Raw genomic sequence first — 16203 nt, 5'->3', positions numbered from 1 at the left:
CCGGGCGCAGAGGTCACTGATCCAGGAAGTCCCGCAGGGTCTGCGAGCGCGAGGGATGCCGCAGCTTGGACATGGTCTTGGACTCGATCTGGCGGATGCGCTCACGGGTGACCCCGTAGACGCGGCCGATGTCGTCCAGGGTCTTGGGCTGTCCATCCTCCAGGCCGTAGCGCATCTTGATGACGCCGGCCTCACGGGGGCTCAGGGTCTCGAGAACCTGCTGGAACTGCTCCTGCAGCAGGGAGAAGGCCACGGCATCCGAGGGGGCGATGGCGTCGGTGTCCTCAATCAGGTCGCCGAACTCCGAGTCGCCGTCCTCACCCAGAGGGGTGTGCAGGGAGATGGGTTCGCGGCCGTACTTCTGGACCTCCTGGACCTTCTCGACGGGCATGTCCAGTTCCCTGGCCAGCTCGTCGGGGGTGGGTTCGCGGCCCAGGTCCTGCAGCATCTGACGCTGGACGCGGGAAAGCTTGTTGATGACCTCGACCATGTGGACGGGCACGCGGATGGTGCGGGCCTGGTCGGCCATGGCCCTGGTGATGGCCTGACGAATCCACCAGGTGGCGTAGGTGGAGAACTTGTAGCCCTTGGTGTAGTCGAACTTCTCCACGGCACGAATCAGACCCAGGTTGCCTTCCTGGATCAGGTCCAGGAAGAGCATGCCCCTGCCGGTGTAGCGCTTGGCCAGGGAGACCACCAGTCGCAGGTTGGCCTCCAACAGATGGTCCTTGGCCTTCTTCCCGTCGTTGGCGGCCCACTTGAGCTCGCGGCGACGCTTGAAGTCCATGTCCTCGCCCTCGGTATCCAGCAGATGCTGGGCGTAGAGGCCGGCCTCGATGCGCTCCGAGAGGTCCACCTCCTGCTCGGCGTTCAGCAGGCTGACGCGGCCGATCTGCTTGAGGTAGTCCTTGACAGGATCGGCAGTGGCGCCGGCGGTGACCACACGACGCTTGGGATTGCCTGAGGGGGTGACATTCTCGTCGTCATCGGAATCGTCGACGACAAAGGCGCCCTTGACCTTGGCTGCGAGGGCATGGGCGGCCTTGCGGTCCTCTTCGGCCTCGTCCTGGACCTGGGAGGCCTCATCCTCCTCCTGATCGTCCTCGTCGGGCTCGTCCTCCAGCTGATCCTCGCTCTTGTCCAGCTGGTCGTCGTCCTCCTGATCCTCGAGCAGGTCCTCGTCGGGCTCCTGCTCCTCCTGCTGGAGGATGGGCTTCTCTTCAACCTTCTTGGCGGTCTTGGAGGCCGGACGGCGGTTCGTCTTGGTCGCCGAGGTGCTAGTGGCGGCGCTCTTGCGGGACGCGGTCTTGCGGGACGCCTTGCTGCTGGTCTTGGACCTGGTGGCGGTCTTGGTCTTGCCGGCAGTTGAACTGGTCCGGCCCTTTTCGGTATCCACTGCGGCTGTCTTGGCTGACTTGGTGTCCTTCGTGGCCAAATTCTCCTCCTGGATCATCCCACCCGCCGACACTGCTTTTAGGGCACAGCTCTGGCAAGGTCAAATCGTAGACTCATTAAAGTGAACCACCCCAGGGGGACGATTATTCCCGATTCAGCCCAATTGCCTCCAAGCCGGGTCGATGCTGCGGCCTATCAAGGCCAGGACGATGGCGGCCAGGCTGCAGGAGCGGTCGTCTGCCAGAGCTTTCTCCGCAAACCCCGATGCTCGGGATCCCCCACTCCACCAGTCGACATAAGCCGCGACCGCCAGTGGCTGGGACCGAAACCCAGGCGGAACCTGATCTGCCATAGCTTCAAGCATGGCAAGCCCAGCACGGCAACGGGGCTGGTCCGGCCGTGTTGCGGTGTCCTTGAAGACCGCATCCAGGATGCTGCAGAGCGCCGTCACATTCGATGGATCGTTGGGACGAACGCAAAGATCCATCAGCCGATCGCTGTCCAGGCCAGGCCCGGGTGCCAGAATGGACAAAATAAGTCCGTCGCGTATGGCCAGCGTCTCCTTAATGGCCACGGCCAGGCAGTCGGCCGAGTCGGAGTCCAACCGCTGGCACGCCTGCGGCCCTTTCAAACCAGCGGTCCAGTCTGTCAGAGGTTGCTGGAGCCATCGTCTGTCGGCCTCTTCCACACCCCATCGTCGTCGGCCCTCTCGGTAGTGCTCCACCAGGTCTTTCATGCCGTATTCATGCGCATCGTCCATGCCGTCATCGCCTCCCATCCGCTCCCGGTATGAGCACCGGGAGCCTTGGCACCATCCTGATCCAGCTGGAATCGCGAGGAAAGCCACAACCGATCATGTGGTCAAGTGGTGTCATCCATCCACCATGGTCCTGGCAGCCTGTTCGCTGGGCAGATATGCGGATAGGCTCTAAGGCATGAAAAGCGTGACTGCAGCACGGGTCGAACAGCGCATGGAGGAACTGCTCCAGCGCCGTTGCGACCATCTGATTGCTCCAGAGTCCGGACCGGACCAACCCCTGGATCAGAACCCCTCCCAGGAGGCTTTGCAGGAGGTCATCCTCCAGGCGATCGAGGCTGGCCGCGGCGGCAAACGCCTGCGCGCCCTGCTGCTCTGCGACGTCTGGCGGGCTCTGGAGTCCGAGCAGAATCCTGACCGTGAACAGGCGGTAGTGGACCTTGCCTGCGCCTTGGAGGTCTATCAGACCAGCGCGCTGGTCCACGACGACATCATCGACGGCTCCCCCCGTCGTCGGGGCCGCCCTGCCGCCCATCTGGCCCTGAGCCGGTCGGTTGCCGGAAACGATTCGAGCGGCCGGGCGCCCGCAAAACCTGATGCCCGCGGCGCCGGCCTAGGCATCCTCCTTGGCGACCTGCTGGCATCGCTGAGCACGGACATGGCCCTCCAGGCGGCTGCCAAGCTCCCTCAGGGGGCGGCCATCGGCAGGGCCTTTCAAGCCATGCAGACGGCTGTGGTCACCGGCCAGGTCCTGGACATGGGCATGGAGGAGGCCTGTCTGGACGATCCGGAACGCCTGCGCCGCCAGGCCCTGCACACCATGGCCTGGAAGACCGCCTCCTACACCACCCTGGCCCCGCTGGCTCTGGGCCTGCTGGCCTCTGGAGCAGACCTGGAAGAACATAAAGAGTCCGTGCGCGCCCTGGGTCTGGATCTGGGTCTGGCCTACCAGCTGGCGGATGATCTGCTGGATGTAACAGGCGACGACCGACGTACCGGCAAACCCGTGGGTGGCGATATCCGCGAGGGCAAGCGGACCGTCCTCCTGGCCGACACCCTGGCCATGGCCGATCCTGACCAGGCCAAGGAAATCCGCCGGCTGTACAGCTGCACCTCCCAAGTCCGCAACAAGACCCAGGTGAATATGGTCCGTGACCTGATGCAGTCCTGCGGGGCCGTAGAGGCCAGCCGTCGACGCATGGCTGACCTGTCCGTCCGAGCCCAGGCCCGAGCCCAGGCCCTGGCCGATCGTCTGCATCTGTCGACAGGGGGCCGAACCATCTTCCTAGAGGCCTGCCGACGCTTCCTGCCGCTTGCCACCACCGCCGGGTATCATGAACGTGTATCTTCCATTGATGCCGAGGCCGGTCAGGCCTCAGAGGTGCAGAGGGCCGGACAAGACGAGCATGAGTGAAGCGGACGAGAGGACCAGCGACCGGATCATCGACGGGCGCTACCGCATTCTGCGTGAGATCGCACAGGGTGGCATGGCCACGGTCTACGAGGCCCTGGACCAGCGGCTGTCCAGGCATGTGGCGGTCAAGATCATGCACACCATGCTGGCCCAGGGGCCGCACAGGGCCCAGTTCGAGGAGCGCTTCCGCCGGGAGGCCAGGTCCGCAGCCGCCATCGCCAACCCCCACATCGTCCAAGTCTACGACACGGGCGTCGATCAGGGGCTGGATTACCTGGTCATGGAGTATGTCCACGGCATCAGCCTGCGGCGGGACATGGCCCGGCAGGGCGTCTATCCCCTGAAGGAGACCCTGCGCATCCTGGGCGAGATCCTGGACGGCCTGGCCTCCGCCCACCGAGCCGGCGTCATCCACCGCGACATCAAGCCGGAAAACATCCTCATCAACGACCGCGGCCACGTGGAGATCACCGACTTCGGCCTGGCCCGCGCCGCCGCCCAGGCCACCCTGTCCTCGACGGGCATGCTCATGGGCACGGCCGCCTACCTGGCCCCCGAGACCATCGAGAACAATGAGGCCTCCCCCCAGAGCGACCTCTACGCCGTGGGGATTATCGCCTACGAGATGCTGACCGGCACGGTCCCCTTCGCCAGCGACAATCCGGTGACCATCGTCTTCAAGCACGTCCACGAGGACGTCCCCTCCCTGGCCAGGGTCTGCCCGGGAATCGACCCGTCTGTGGCCGCCCTGGTCTCCGAGATGACCGACCGCTCCCCCGAGCATCGCCCAGACGACGCAGGCAAGGCCCTGGAGAGCCTGAGGAAGGTGGTCAAGGGACTGGACCGACAGGCCATGGACTATGTGCTGCCTGCAGGGGCCGCAGCAGCCGCAGCCAGTGGACAGCCCGAGTCCGCCATCGCCGGAACCTCAGAGCGCGACCCTGAGGCGACCGGGTCGGCGAGCCAGGCGGCTGCGGCAGCCGCAGACCCGGAGAATTCGGACACGGTTCTGTCTGTGCCCGCCCCGCCCGAAACCGATGCGGAGGCAGCGACCAGACGCTATCGGCTCAACGATGTGGACACCCCCTCCCGAGCCGAGACCACGACCGTTCTGCAGCCTCAGGATCCGACAGCATCTTCCGCCGATGCGAAGATCATGCAGCCAGGCGCTGAAGCGGCTCAACCCAAGCCCCGGCATCGGGGCTTGATCATCGTGCTGGTGGTTCTGCTGGTCCTGGCCCTGGCAGGAGGCGGCGGTGGCGCCTGGTGGTACTTCCTGGGTCCGGGCAGCTATGTCGCCCTGCCCAAGCCGGATGACGTCTCCTGCTCCGAGAACCAGGAGTGCAAGGTCGTCGGCGCCGACTTCGCCAAGTACGCCCGCACACTCAAGGTCGCCGGCATCCAGGTCGACACCGCCTATGACTTCAGCGACCAGGTGGCCAAGGGAGCCGTCATGGCCGCGGATCCCGATACGGTCGGAGCCCATATCAGCAAGAGGGGCGGCAGGCTCAAATTGACCGTCTCCAAGGGGGTGCGCCAGGCCACGGTGCCCAAGGACATCCTCACGCCGGAAACACCCAATGGCAAGGATCCGGTGCAGGCCTTGAAGGCAGCCGGGTTCGACAGGATAGACCACGACACCTCCAAGGACCAGTACTCCATGGACATCCCCGAGGGAGCGGCCATTTCAGTGGATCCGGCACCAGGGACCAAGACCCGCCACGATGCCAAGGTCAGCCTGGTCCTGTCCAAGGGTCGCATGCCCGTGGCCATGCCCGATATCGTCGGCAAGGCCAGGGATGAGGCCAAGGCGGCCCTGGAAGCCCTTCGGCTCAAGGTCAGCTACAGCGAGGACTGGTCCGACAAGGTGCCACGCAACCAGGTGATCTCCGCCTCCCACCAGGCCCAGGAGCAGCTGCACTGGGGCGATGCGGTCAACGTGGTGATCTCCAAGGGGCCGCAGTCCATCACCATGCCCGACGTGAAAGGCAAGAGCCAGGACGAGGCCACCAGGATCCTGGAGGGGTACGGGCTCAAGGTCAACATCTCCGCTCCCTTGGGCAACCTGACCCACACGGTGCGCATCCAGGACCCCAATCCCGGCAGTCAGGTCAAGGTGCTCAACGATGACGGCTCGCCGGCCGTCGTGACCCTGACTGTGGTCTGAACTTCCGGGAAGTCAGTCCAGCTCCTGACTGTTCTCGTGGTTTTCATGCGCCTTGATGACCTGGGCATACACGTCCACGTAGCGTTGCCCGCTCATCTCCTGGATCTCCTGCATGATCCGGTCGGTCAGGTTGCGGATCTCCTCATGGGTGAGGCTGTTGACCGGAACGCAGGGCACCGTGATGGGCTTGCCATAGATGACCTTGGTTCTGCCCTTATGAGGAATCACATGGCCGGGCTCCTGAAGCTGCCTGGTGCCGATGATGGCTGCTGGCACCACCGTCGTCCCGGTCTCGAAGGCCAGCCGCGCCGCCCCGGTATGCCCCCGGTAAAGCCTGCCGTCAGGGCTGCGCGTGCCCTCGGGATGGATGCCGAAGATGTGCCCGTGCTCAAGGATGGAACGAGCCGTTTCCATGGCGCCCAGCGACTTGGAGCCGCCTGACCTGTCCACGGGAAAGACACCGACCGAGCTGAACCACCACTTCTTGAACTTGCCCTTTATCCCCTTGCCGTTGAAATACTCGGCCTTGCCCATGAAGTGGATCATCCGAGGGCAGGTGATGGGCAGGAGGGCGTCGTCGATGACGGCCAGATGGTTGGAGGCGATGATGGCAGCCCCCTGCTTGGGAATGTTCTCCGTGCCTTCAACGGTCGGTTTGAACCAGGTACGCGCCAACGGACCGAGCAGTTTGACGAAGAACCAGTACAGCACAGAGACTCCTTGGTAGCGAATGCGTGCGGCCGAGGTTACGATGGTTCTATGACCGAGCACAAGCATAACGACGCCGGGAAACAGTATAACAGCGAGGCGGGAACCGGGTCCCCACAGGGGGATGAGGAATGGGCGGACTTCCTGAACTCGCACGCTGACGAGCTGGGTTCCCTGGAATCGTCCAGGACGGCCAAGGAATTCGAGAAGAAGGCTCGAAAGTCCGAGAAGAAGGCAGCGCTGAGGGCCGAGGACCTGAAGCGCGACTCCTTCGTCGGCGGCTCCGGGCCTCGCGATTTCCAAGGCAGCAGCTGGCTGGACACCGACGAGGTCATGGACCAGTCGTCGAACTTTGTGCCGCCCAACCCCGACCTGAGCGACCTGGGCAGAAGGCGGGTGGCCTTCATCGATCATGACGGCGCTGGGCCTGGTCTGCTTCTTCCTGACCATCTTCATCCCCCGCTGGTCCGGATTGACCGGCCTGCTGGCGGGCCTGCTCCTGCTGATAGGCATCGCAGGACTGATCATCGACCGGAAGAATTTCCGCGACGATTCAAGCGGGCTCTTCGATGACGACCAGCGACACTACCGGCGATAATGCCTTGTGCCGCCGTATACAAGCCTCCAAAACAGTCGGGCCTCGCTGGCAGAGAGATCAGCCAGCGAGGCCCGAACAGGCTTGGCAGCCGCGAACCTAGACCAAGACCTGACGGGATGCCCGATTCTCTTGCTGGCAGCGGGACTGCGCTTCCTGGGCTCCGTGGATCCAGGCTGCCAGCAGGTCGGCGGCCCTGCCCTGGTCCACAACCTCGGTAGCCAGTTGATAGGCCTGGGCAAACCGCACGTTCAGGTCGGCCTCGGGACCGGCGTCAATCTGCGTGCCGTCAGCCACGATGGCCGAGGCCGCATTGAGCAGGGCCGTGGAACGCGAAGGAACCGACTTTCCAGCCAGGAAGTCCCTGACGACGCTGGCGTTGAAGGCGGGATCGCCGCCGCGCAGGTCGTCCAAATCCACCGGGTCGAGGCCCAGTTCACGAGTCGGGTCGAAGGAGCGTTCCTCCACCTTGCCCTGGTGGATCTCCCAGATGGAGACCGGACCGGTCGGGGCCATCTCGTCCAGGCCCTCGATCGAGGTGTAGACCATGCCCTCCTGGCCGCGTGAGGCATAGACCTGGGCCATCATGGGGCTCAGCTGACGTTGCGCGCATCCGATGGCCACATAGCGGGGGTTGACCGGATTGGTCAGGGGTCCCAGGAGGTTGAAGACGGTCGGAATCCCTAGCGACGAGCGAACAGGCCCGGCAAACCGCATGGCAGGGTGGAAGGTCTTGGCGAAGACGAAGGTGATGCCGTAGCGGTCAGCCATGGCAGCCACCTCCTGCGGCGGCAGATCCAAGGGCAGGCCCAGCTGCTCCAGGCAGTCGGCGGTGCCGCTCTTGCTGGACGCGGCCCGGTTGCCATGCTTGACGATTCTGACCCCTGCTGCGGCAGCCACGATGGCGCCCATGGTCGACAGGTTGACCGTCGCTGCCCCATCGCCGCCGGTGCCGACGATGTCGGTCACGTCACCCCTGACCTTCAGCGGCACAGCATGGCCCACCATGGCCTTGGCGGCCCCTTCGACCTCAGGGCTGGTCAGCCCCAGGGTGGACTGCATGGACAGGGCGGCGCCCACCTGCACCGGGTCGGCATTGCCGTCCATCAGGTCGTTCATGCACCACTCGGCCTCATCCGCGCTCAGGTGTCGACCGGACACCAAGGAGTTCAGGACGGATTTCCAGCTAAGTGGCCGCATGATGACTCTTTTCCCTTTGAAGAAACGGGGCCGGATGCCCCGCTGTTTGCTCTAGGTTTACTGCCCTGCCCCTCCCCTGCACAAGGCCATCCCATATTTTGGTCACTTTGCTACCAATATATGGAAATTGGCAATCCAATATATGAAAGCGGCCACCGCCCTTGCGAGCGATGGCCGTCAACCAGATGGGCAACCCTATCTGCAGAAGCCGCTAATGCTTACGCGTACCTGTCATTTCTTCTCGTTCTGACCGTGGCACATCTTGTACTTGCGTCCGGAGCCGCAGGGGCAAGGGGCGTTACGGGGTGTGCCCGGGAAGGTGCGGCCATCGGCCCAAGGCGAGTGATCCTCCACGGCCTTGGGCCGCTTATTGGCAGGAACCTTGCCCTCGGCATGGCTGATGGGCGCAGGCCCGACGGGAGCCGGGGTCGAAGCGTCGGGAGCCTCCGAGTCCTCGGCGGACGTGCTCAGACCCGACTGCGCGTCAGCGGCATCCTCGTCTGAGTCCTCCTGTACGCTGCCTGCCGGGGCATCTTCATCACGCTCCTCGGCCGTCTCGTCGATGTCGGTGGTCTCATCCTCGGCATCAGGCTCTTCAGGCGCCTGGTAGTTGACTTCCTCGGACTGGCTCCCCTCGTTTTCTTCGCGCTCTTCGCGGGCCCGCCGCTCGTTCTCCTGGCTGGCCGCGATCTGCTTGAGGTCCACGTTGAAGAGCAGCTGTACGGTCTGCTCCTTGATGGCGTCGATCATGGAGTTGTACATCTGGTAGCCCTCGCGCTGGTACTCGACCAGGGGGTCGCGCTGACCCATGCCGCGCAGGCCGATGCCGTCCTTGAGGTAGTCCATCTCATAGAGGTGCTCACGCCACTTGCTGTCCAGGACGGAGAGGACCACCTGGCGCTCCAGCTGCCTTGAGCCCTTCTCGCCCAGTTCATCCTCGCGATCCTGATAGATGGACTCGGCATCCTCCACGATCTTGTCCGCCAGGGCCTTGACGGCCTTGTCACCCTTCAGACCCTCCAGGGAGTCCATGGTCTCGTCCTGGTCAAGACTGATCGGATAGACGGAGGCCAGCGCCTTCCAGAGCCCGTCGGCATCCCATTCCTGAGGCTTGTCCGAGCCGTTCTGCGCCCCATGGATGTATGAAGTCACGGTCTCACGGATGAAGCGGAGGATGTCCTGGTGGATGTCCTCGCCCTTGAGCACGGCCTGACGCTCGCCGTAGATGACCTGACGCTGCTTGTTCATCACATCGTCGTACTTGAGCACGTTCTTGCGGATCTCGTAGTTGCGGGATTCAACGGACTTCTGCGCATTGCGCACACCCTTGGAGACGCTCTTGGTGCCGATGGGTTGACCTTCGGGCAGGCTCTTGGAGGACATCATTCGAGCCACCAGCTGGGTGTTGAACAGGCGCATGAGGTCATCCTCCAGGCTCAGGTAGAACCTGGACTCACCAGGGTCGCCCTGACGGCCGGAACGGCCGCGCAGCTGGTTGTCGATGCGGCGGGACTCGTGCCGTTCGGTGCCCAGCACGTAGAGGCCGCCCAGCTTGACGACCTCCTCATGCTCATCCTTGACCTGTTCCTTGACGGAATCCAGCATCTTGGGCCAGCGCTTCTCATACTCCTCAGGGGTGTCGTCGGGCGAGTAGCCCTGCTCCTTGAGCTTCTGATCGGCGAGGAACTCCACGTTCCCGCCCAGCATGATGTCGGTGCCGCGCCCGGCCATGTTGGTGGCCACGGTCACGGCGCCCTTGCGCCCTGCCACGGCTACGACCGCAGCCTCGCGCGCATGCTGCTTGGCGTTGAGCACCTGGTGGTCGATGCCGGCCACGTCCAGCAGGGAGGAGACCACCTCGGAGGACTCGACGGATGCGGTGCCCAGCAGGATGGGCTGGCCCTTGGCATGCCGCTTGGCTACGTCCCGGACGATGGCGGCCAGCTTCTCCTTCTTGGAGCGGTAGATCAGATCGTCCTGATCCTTGCGGATCATGGGTTTGTTGGTGGGGATGGGCAGCACGCCCAGCTTGTAGGTGTTCATGAACTCGGCGGCCTCGGTCTCGGCCGTTCCGGTCATGCCCGCCAGCTTGTCGTACATGCGGAAGTAGTTCTGCAGGGTGATGGTGGCGAAGGTCTGGTTCTCGGCCTTGACCTCCACGCCCTCCTTGGCCTCGATGGCCTGGTGGAGGCCCTCGTTGTAGCGGCGGCCCTTGAGCAGACGGCCGGTGTGCTCGTCCACGATCAGGACCTCGCCGTTCTGGACCACGTAGTCGCGGTCGCGCAGGAAGAGCTCCTTGGCCTTGATGGCGTTGTTCAGGTACCCGATCAGGGCGGTGTTGGCTGGCTCGTAGAGGTTGTCGATGCCCAGGTAGTCCTCGACCTTGGTGATGCCGGGGTCCAGAATGCCGACGACCTTCTTCTTCTCGTCGACCTCGTAGTCCTCGTCCCTGGTGAGCTTGGGGACCAGCTTGGCGAACTGCCGGTACCATCGGGTCACATCGCCCTCGGCGGGTCCGGAGATGATCAGAGGAGTACGCGCCTCGTCGATCAGGATGGAGTCGACCTCGTCCACGATGGCGAAATGGTGGCCGCGCTGGACCAGCTCGTCCTTGTCCCAGGCCATGTTGTCGCGCAGGTAGTCGAAGCCGAATTCGTTGTTGGTGCCGTAGGTGATGTCCGCCTGGTACTGCTTGCGGCGCTCGTTGGGGCGCTGGTCGGTGATGATGCAGCCCACGCTCATGCCCAGGAAGCGGAAGATGCGCCCCATGAGCTCGCTCTGGTAGGAGGCCAGGTAGTCGTTGACCGTGACCACGTGCACGCCCTTGCCCTCCAGGGCATTCAGATAGCTGGGCAGGGTGGCCACCAGGGTCTTGCCCTCGCCGGTCTTCATCTCGGCGATGTTGCCCCAGTGCAGGGCCGCGCCGCCCATCAGCTGGACGTCGAAGTGCCGCTGGCCCAGGGTGCGCTTGGAAACCTCGCGAACCGTGGCGAAGGCTTCGGGCATCAGGGAATCGAGGGATTCGCCGTTCTCCAGTCGCTGCTTGAACTTGGGCGTCTGCGCCTTGAGCTCCTCATCGCTCATGGCCGAGATCTGATCCTCGAAGGCGTTGGTCGCCTTGGCCACCCCCTGAAGCTTGCGAATCTGACGACCCTCGCCCATACGGAGGACCTTGTCCAAGACTGCTACCACGTTGCGCTCCCTACCGTTCTTTTATGGCCTTCGCACGCCCTCAGCTGACGTAGGCCCAGACCTTGATTATCTTACGCGAATGCACCGATTTTCTCGAAACCGATTATTCCATGAACCCAACTGCGGCCTTGGCAGCCGGAACGGGCATTGAAGAAGGGCGATTCTCCGGAGGTCAGGACAATCTGCCGCCGGGGAATCGCCCCACAGTTCAATATCCGCTCGTCTATCCGTTTTGCTGTTACTTCTTCTGGCCTACATGCTCAGGCGTATCGATCTCGAAGACGCCGTAGCTCCATCCGTGCCGACGATAGACCACCGACGGCCGCTGGGTCTCCTTGTTGACGAAGAGGAAGAAGTCGTGGCCGATCAGCTCCATCTCGTAGAGGGCCTCGTCGATGCTCATGGGCTCGGCGATGTGCAGCTTGCGGCGGATGACGATGGGGGTGTCCCCCACCTGCACCTCGACCGACTGGCCCGGAGCCAGGTCCGAGGCCACGGCGCTCTGGGCGCTGTTGTCGGGGTTGGACTCCTGGCCCTGGTCTCCCTGGTCGCCCTCATCGCCTGTCTGATCATCCACGGGCAGGTCGGCGGGCAGGGGCGGATGCTCAAGTCCCCGGCGGTGGTCCTTGCGGCGGTCGCGGACCCGGCGCAGACGCTGGGTCAGCTTGTCCAGGGCCATGTCCAGTGCGCTGAACTCGTCGGCGCTGGAGGCCTCGGCGCGGATCACGGTCTTGCCGGCCTGGACCGTGAGCTCCACCCTCTTGGCGCTGTCAGCCTGGCGGGGATTGCCTTCATGTGTCAGAACGACCTGGATGCGCTGGGCATCGGGGGCGATGGCCGTCACCCTGTTCATCTTGCTGTCCACAACATCGCGGAACCGCTGCTTGATTTGGGTATGTCGACCGGTAATGACGATCTCCATGGGAATCTCCTTGCACTTGTGAGCGGACGAACCGCTGGTGCGATGGCGGACTTGGTCACCATCGACTGTGCTTCCGATTGTATCCGAAGAGCAGGGCTGACTCACTGATTGAGCTTGAGGCCAGAGCGGGATCCTGGCCGTTGGTCTGGTCGTTCAGTTCCGCTATGCTGAATCCCCGAGACCTCTCGGATGGCCGCGGCCCCTCCTCCTGGGAAGGGCTGAGGAACTTCCGGGCTCCACAGAGCACGATGGCGGATAACGTCCGCCCAGGGCAACCTGAGAGATAGCGCAACAGAGAACAGACCGCTCGCCTGGCAAAGGCGGGCAAGGGTGAAACGGCGGTGTAAGAGACCACCGGGTCGACGGTAACGCCGACCGCATGGCAAGCCTCATCGGGAGCAAGGCCAAGCAGAAGGCATTCAGGGGCTGCTCGTCCCGCCTTCGGGTAGGCCGCTAGAGCCTGGCGGCAACGTCAGGTCGAGATGGATGGCCATCCGTCGTCCGGATTTTATCCGGTCGATGACAGAACCCGGGGTATATGAGAGGTCTCATCTTCTTTTTACCGTGTGGTGCCTTGGCAGCAATCGACTCAATCGAGAGGGTCGTCAGAAACGAAAAGGTCTGCTGCCACCTGGTTGAGGAGGCCGGGAGAGTGGCCCTTGCGCGATCCAGCACTCCAGAATCGCCGTTTACGCACCTTGAGATCAAGTCCGGCTGTCTTGCGGGCCACCTTGCGACCGAGCTCGTAGGCGGAGTCGACGAAGAGTCCCTCACGAGAGGCCTGTGCCACCACCTGCGCAGCCAGTCCCCGATCCAAACCCTTGCGGGTCATCTCCGAGAGAACACCGCGCTCCCCCATGGTGCGATGCAGACAGGAACGCAGAAGATCCTGGGCATAGGCCTGGTCATCCACCAGACCCAACTTGGTCAGCCGGTCGATCACCTGATCGACCACGTTTGTGTCAAACCCCTTGTCAACCAGACGGCGGGCCAGAGCTCCACTCGAACGAGCCGCCGCATCCAGCAGGGTCAGAGCAGCCTCCCGGCAAGCATCCGCATCATCGGCATCTGCTCGCGGAGCTGCAGGCGCGGACCCGCCGCCAAAGCCGCCGGCACGTGGGCGACGGCCACGACGGCGGGTTCTTCTATCGGAACCACGAGCAGAACGGCGACCACGAGAATGGCGACCTGCCAGGGATTCGTCACCCATATCAGCATTGGCAGCACTGTCTGCATCTTCCAGACTGCCTCCGAATCGGGCGCCATGCCCAAGACCCAGGACAGGAGACTGCACCAGGCGGCTGTCCTCCTTGAAGCTGTCATCCTTCTGCTCAAGGGCAGGATCAAGGACTGACACCGACTCTGCTGGAGCAGGCGCACCCGCAGAGTCTGGCTGCAACTGGTCCGACCGAGAATCGTCCGACTCTGTGCTGGAGTCGGCAGGATCCCCGGTCTGCGCCAGTCGGACAGGATTTTCCTTGAGGAAGTCCTCGGCCGAGATCATCGGGTCATGCAGCCTGGGCCGTGGGCACAGTGGTGTTGACGTCGACAGGAGCAGAATCGTCTTCCTTGCTGCCTTGGTCAGCATCAGCCTGATCGGCCTTGTCGTCCTCGGAAGGAGCAGGGATAAGGCCGAAGGCGACCTTGACCTTATCTTCGATCTCCTTGGTCAGGCCGGGGTTGTCCTTGAGGAACTGACGGACGTTCTCCCTGCCCTGACCCAGCTGATCGCCCTCGTAGGTGAACCAGGAGCCCGACTTCTTGACGATGTTGGTCTGCAGGGCCATGTCCAGAACCGAACCCTCCTTGGAGATGCCCTCTCCGTAGAGGATGTCGAATTCGGCCACCTTGAAGGGCGGGGCCATCTTGTTCTTGACCACCTTGACCTTGGTGCGGTTGCCCACCGCCTCGTCGCCATTCTTCAGGGTCTGGATGCGGCGGATGTCCAGGCGGACCGAGGCGTAGAACTTCAGGGCCTTGCCGCCGGTGGTGGTCTCCGGGCTGCCGAAGAAGACGCCGATCTTCTCCCTGAGCTGGTTGATGAAGATGGCTGTGGTGTTGGCCTGGGACAGGGCGCCGGTCATCTTGCGCAGGGCCTGGCTCATCAGCCTGGCCTGCAGACCCACGTGGCTGTCGCCCATGTCGCCCTCGATCTCGGCCTTGGGCACCAGGGCGGCCACCGAGTCGATGACGATGACATCCAGGGCGCCCGACCGGATCAGCATGTCGGCGATCTCCAGCGCCTGCTCGCCGTTGTCCGGCTGGGAGACGATCAGGGAATCCGTGTCCACACCCAGCTTCTTGGCGTACTCGGGATCCAGGGCGTGCTCGGCATCGATGAAGGCCGCCACTCCACCGCCGGCCTGTGCATTGGCCACCGCATGCAGGGCCAGGGTGGTCTTGCCCGAGGATTCCGGACCGTAGATCTCGACGATGCGGCCGCGGGGCAGTCCGCCGATGCCCAGGGCCATGTCCAAGGCCAGGGACCCGGTGGGAATGACCTCCACATCCTGGGCAGGCTTGTCGCCCAGACGCATGGCCGAACCTTTGCCGAAGCTCTTCTCCACCTGCGCGAGGGCCGTGTTCAAGGCTGCCTGGCGACGGGGGTCGATCCCGCCCTCTTCTTCCTTTTTCGCCTTGCCACTGTTGCTCTGACGTGCCATATGGCTCTCCTTCTTCGTAACCGACCTCACGATGACGACATCCTGATTGACGACCTCACGATTGACAGCCTATCCGCCGTCGGAACCTGTCTGCGGTCCCGGCGCCCGATGTGGTCGAACGTGCCGATGGTCACCGGACCATGGGTATCAGTATACCCGACCATGCGAACAAATGTTCGAAAATCGCCTGGAATGGAAAATAAATTCGCGGAGGATAAAACCCGCCGATCAGGCTGCCGGCAGGGGCGGCGCATTGTGGTCCTTTCCCCAGCGCCGGGAGTCGGGAATCTCCATCTGATCGCAGAGCACATTCCAGACCACGCGCGGCTCCACGCCCGCATCCAGGGCCTCTATTACGGTCATGGCATCCAGGGCGGTCAGCCTTTGGTCACGGGCCAGACTGCGTCCGTAGACCCGGCCGAAGACCTCCTCCAGCAGCTGCCAGAATTCCCGTTCACGCACCCGACATCACCTTTCGTCCAAGACCCACCCTGTCACACCCCTTCTACGGTAGCAACCGACAGTCAGCAGAAGAGGGCGCCTGGTTCCTCAGAACCGGACGCCCTCAAGAACGGTCCGCCGAGTCAATCGACTGGACCTGACATGCTTACTCCTGGGTGGACTCCAGGTAGTCCGCCACCATCCGCAGGGTCTGCGGCACACCCAGGCCCAGCGCGTCGGCGATGGAGCTCAGCAGTTCGGAGCTGGCCTCCTTCTGGCCGCGTTCCACCTCGGACAGGTAGCCCAGGGACACGCCGGCCTTCTCGCTGACCTCACGCAGGGTCTTGTGATCGTTGGTCCTCAGCTCGCGCAGCACGTGGCCCAGGGCCTCGCGCAGGGAGACGGTATGGGTGACGGCCCGGCCGTCGTTGTTGGAGGCCGCCCGCTGACGGCTTGCTTCCATGCCGTCTTCCTCCATCCACATCTTGTTCAGGTTGGCCTGGCGCTCCTCCTTGGCCTTCTTGGCGGCCTTGGCACGGATCACCTGCTGCTGGGCGAAGACGACGGCACGACGCTGGGCGGGCGTTAGATCACGAACCCGCGCATTGCGCTCTACTCCGGGTGCGGCCGGCTTGACATCATAGGTATCGTTGGTTCGAGTCATCACGGTCTCGGTGCTGGCCATAGCAGCCCCTTTCGCCATTATCGTGTTCAACTTCTTACACAGTGACCAACAGACGAGCCGGTGG

The 16203-nt window shown here is 63.6% G+C and carries 13 protein-coding genes and 1 other RNA gene; 4 read left to right on the top strand and 10 right to left on the bottom strand.

Annotated elements, in window-relative coordinates:
* Positions 1-13: 13 nt before the first annotated feature.
* Entirely contained in the window at positions 14-1435 is a 1422-nt protein-coding gene (locus tag RAM15_RS02970) for an RNA polymerase sigma factor (protein ID WP_306222005.1), read from the bottom strand.
* Between the two features lie 114 nt (positions 1436-1549).
* Complete coding sequence (locus RAM15_RS02965) at positions 1550-2173, bottom strand: hypothetical protein (RefSeq protein WP_306222004.1); 624 nt, start codon at positions 2171-2173, stop codon at positions 1550-1552.
* A 166-nt stretch (positions 2174-2339) separates the two neighbouring features.
* On the opposite strand from RAM15_RS02965, the gene RAM15_RS02960 reads away from it, so the two are divergent.
* Together RAM15_RS02960 and RAM15_RS02955 are read left to right on the top strand one after the other, a co-directional pair.
* A complete protein-coding gene (locus RAM15_RS02960; RefSeq protein ID WP_306222003.1) occupies positions 2340-3566 on the top strand; it encodes a polyprenyl synthetase family protein in 1227 nt (408 codons plus the stop codon).
* Complete coding sequence (locus RAM15_RS02955) at positions 3559-5733, top strand: Stk1 family PASTA domain-containing Ser/Thr kinase (protein WP_306222002.1); 2175 nt, start codon at positions 3559-3561, stop codon at positions 5731-5733. Before RAM15_RS02960 ends, RAM15_RS02955 begins: the two co-directional genes overlap by 8 nt.
* 12 nt (positions 5734-5745) lie before the next feature.
* Here RAM15_RS02955 and RAM15_RS02950 read toward each other — a convergent pair whose 3' ends face one another.
* Positions 5746-6444 carry a lysophospholipid acyltransferase family protein gene (locus tag RAM15_RS02950; protein WP_306222001.1) on the bottom strand — a complete coding sequence of 233 codons (699 nt, stop codon included), beginning with the start codon at positions 6442-6444 and terminating at the stop codon, positions 5746-5748.
* A gap of 48 nt (positions 6445-6492) precedes the next feature.
* Between RAM15_RS02950 and RAM15_RS02945 the strand changes: the two genes are divergently transcribed.
* Positions 6493-7014, top strand: a complete 522-nt coding sequence (locus RAM15_RS02945; RefSeq protein ID WP_306222000.1) for a hypothetical protein — start codon at positions 6493-6495, stop codon at positions 7012-7014.
* Positions 7015-7135: 121 nt separating this feature from the next.
* On the opposite strand, the gene trpD is transcribed toward RAM15_RS02945, so the two are convergent.
* The 3 genes from trpD to hpf form a co-directional block, all read right to left on the bottom strand.
* Complete coding sequence (gene trpD / locus RAM15_RS02940) at positions 7136-8236, bottom strand: anthranilate phosphoribosyltransferase (RefSeq protein ID WP_306221998.1); 1101 nt, start codon at positions 8234-8236, stop codon at positions 7136-7138.
* 231 nt (positions 8237-8467) lie between these two features.
* Positions 8468-11428, bottom strand: coding sequence for a preprotein translocase subunit SecA (gene secA / locus RAM15_RS02935; RefSeq protein ID WP_306221997.1), 2961 nt, complete (start codon positions 11426-11428; stop codon positions 8468-8470).
* 238 nt (positions 11429-11666) lie between these two features.
* Positions 11667-12350 carry a ribosome hibernation-promoting factor, HPF/YfiA family gene (gene hpf, locus RAM15_RS02930; protein WP_045924169.1) on the bottom strand — a complete coding sequence of 228 codons (684 nt, stop codon included), beginning with the start codon at positions 12348-12350 and terminating at the stop codon, positions 11667-11669.
* Positions 12351-12527: 177 nt separating this feature from the next.
* On the opposite strand from hpf, the gene rnpB reads away from it, so the two are divergent.
* An RNA gene (gene rnpB, locus RAM15_RS02925) (RNase P RNA component class A) lies at positions 12528-12904 on the top strand.
* 35 nt (positions 12905-12939) lie between these two features.
* On the opposite strand, the gene RAM15_RS02920 is transcribed toward rnpB, so the two are convergent.
* From RAM15_RS02920 to RAM15_RS02905, 4 genes are all read right to left on the bottom strand, one after another.
* Complete coding sequence (locus tag RAM15_RS02920) at positions 12940-13854, bottom strand: regulatory protein RecX (RefSeq protein WP_306221996.1); 915 nt, start codon at positions 13852-13854, stop codon at positions 12940-12942.
* A gap of 4 nt (positions 13855-13858) precedes the next feature.
* Positions 13859-15013 carry a recombinase RecA gene (gene recA / locus RAM15_RS02915; protein WP_024627844.1) on the bottom strand — a complete coding sequence of 385 codons (1155 nt, stop codon included), beginning with the start codon at positions 15011-15013 and terminating at the stop codon, positions 13859-13861.
* A 228-nt stretch (positions 15014-15241) separates the two neighbouring features.
* Positions 15242-15475 carry a DUF3046 domain-containing protein gene (locus RAM15_RS02910; protein ID WP_024627845.1) on the bottom strand — a complete coding sequence of 78 codons (234 nt, stop codon included), beginning with the start codon at positions 15473-15475 and terminating at the stop codon, positions 15242-15244.
* Positions 15476-15620: 145 nt separating this feature from the next.
* Positions 15621-16139, bottom strand: coding sequence for a helix-turn-helix domain-containing protein (locus RAM15_RS02905; RefSeq protein ID WP_372338668.1), 519 nt, complete (start codon positions 16137-16139; stop codon positions 15621-15623).
* Between the last annotated feature and the right edge of the window lie 64 nt (positions 16140-16203).

This window comes from Bifidobacterium asteroides (genome assembly GCF_030758775.1).
GTDB classification, from domain to species: domain Bacteria; phylum Actinomycetota; class Actinomycetes; order Actinomycetales; family Bifidobacteriaceae; genus Bombiscardovia; species Bombiscardovia kimbladii.
This window is presented reverse-complemented; position numbering and strand designations above follow the sequence as displayed.

Bases quoted from the DNA above. Each gene is read 5' to 3' on its own strand.
- RAM15_RS02945 (WP_306222000.1), top strand. From the start codon at position 6,493: ATGACCGAGCACAAGCATAACGACGCCGGGAAACAGTATAACAGCGAG.
- RAM15_RS02920 (WP_306221996.1), bottom strand. From the start codon at position 13,854: ATGATCTCGGCCGAGGACTTCCTCAAGGAAAATCCTGTCCGACTGGCG.
- RAM15_RS02965 (WP_306222004.1), bottom strand. From the start codon at position 2,173: ATGGGAGGCGATGACGGCATGGACGATGCGCATGAATACGGCATGAAA.
- hpf (WP_045924169.1), bottom strand. From the start codon at position 12,350: ATGGAGATCGTCATTACCGGTCGACATACCCAAATCAAGCAGCGGTTC.
- RAM15_RS02955 (WP_306222002.1), top strand. From the start codon at position 3,559: ATGAGTGAAGCGGACGAGAGGACCAGCGACCGGATCATCGACGGGCGC.
- trpD (WP_306221998.1), bottom strand. From the start codon at position 8,236: ATGCGGCCACTTAGCTGGAAATCCGTCCTGAACTCCTTGGTGTCCGGT.
- RAM15_RS02905 (WP_372338668.1), bottom strand. From the start codon at position 16,139: ATGGCCAGCACCGAGACCGTGATGACTCGAACCAACGATACCTATGAT.
- recA (WP_024627844.1), bottom strand. From the start codon at position 15,013: ATGGCACGTCAGAGCAACAGTGGCAAGGCGAAAAAGGAAGAAGAGGGC.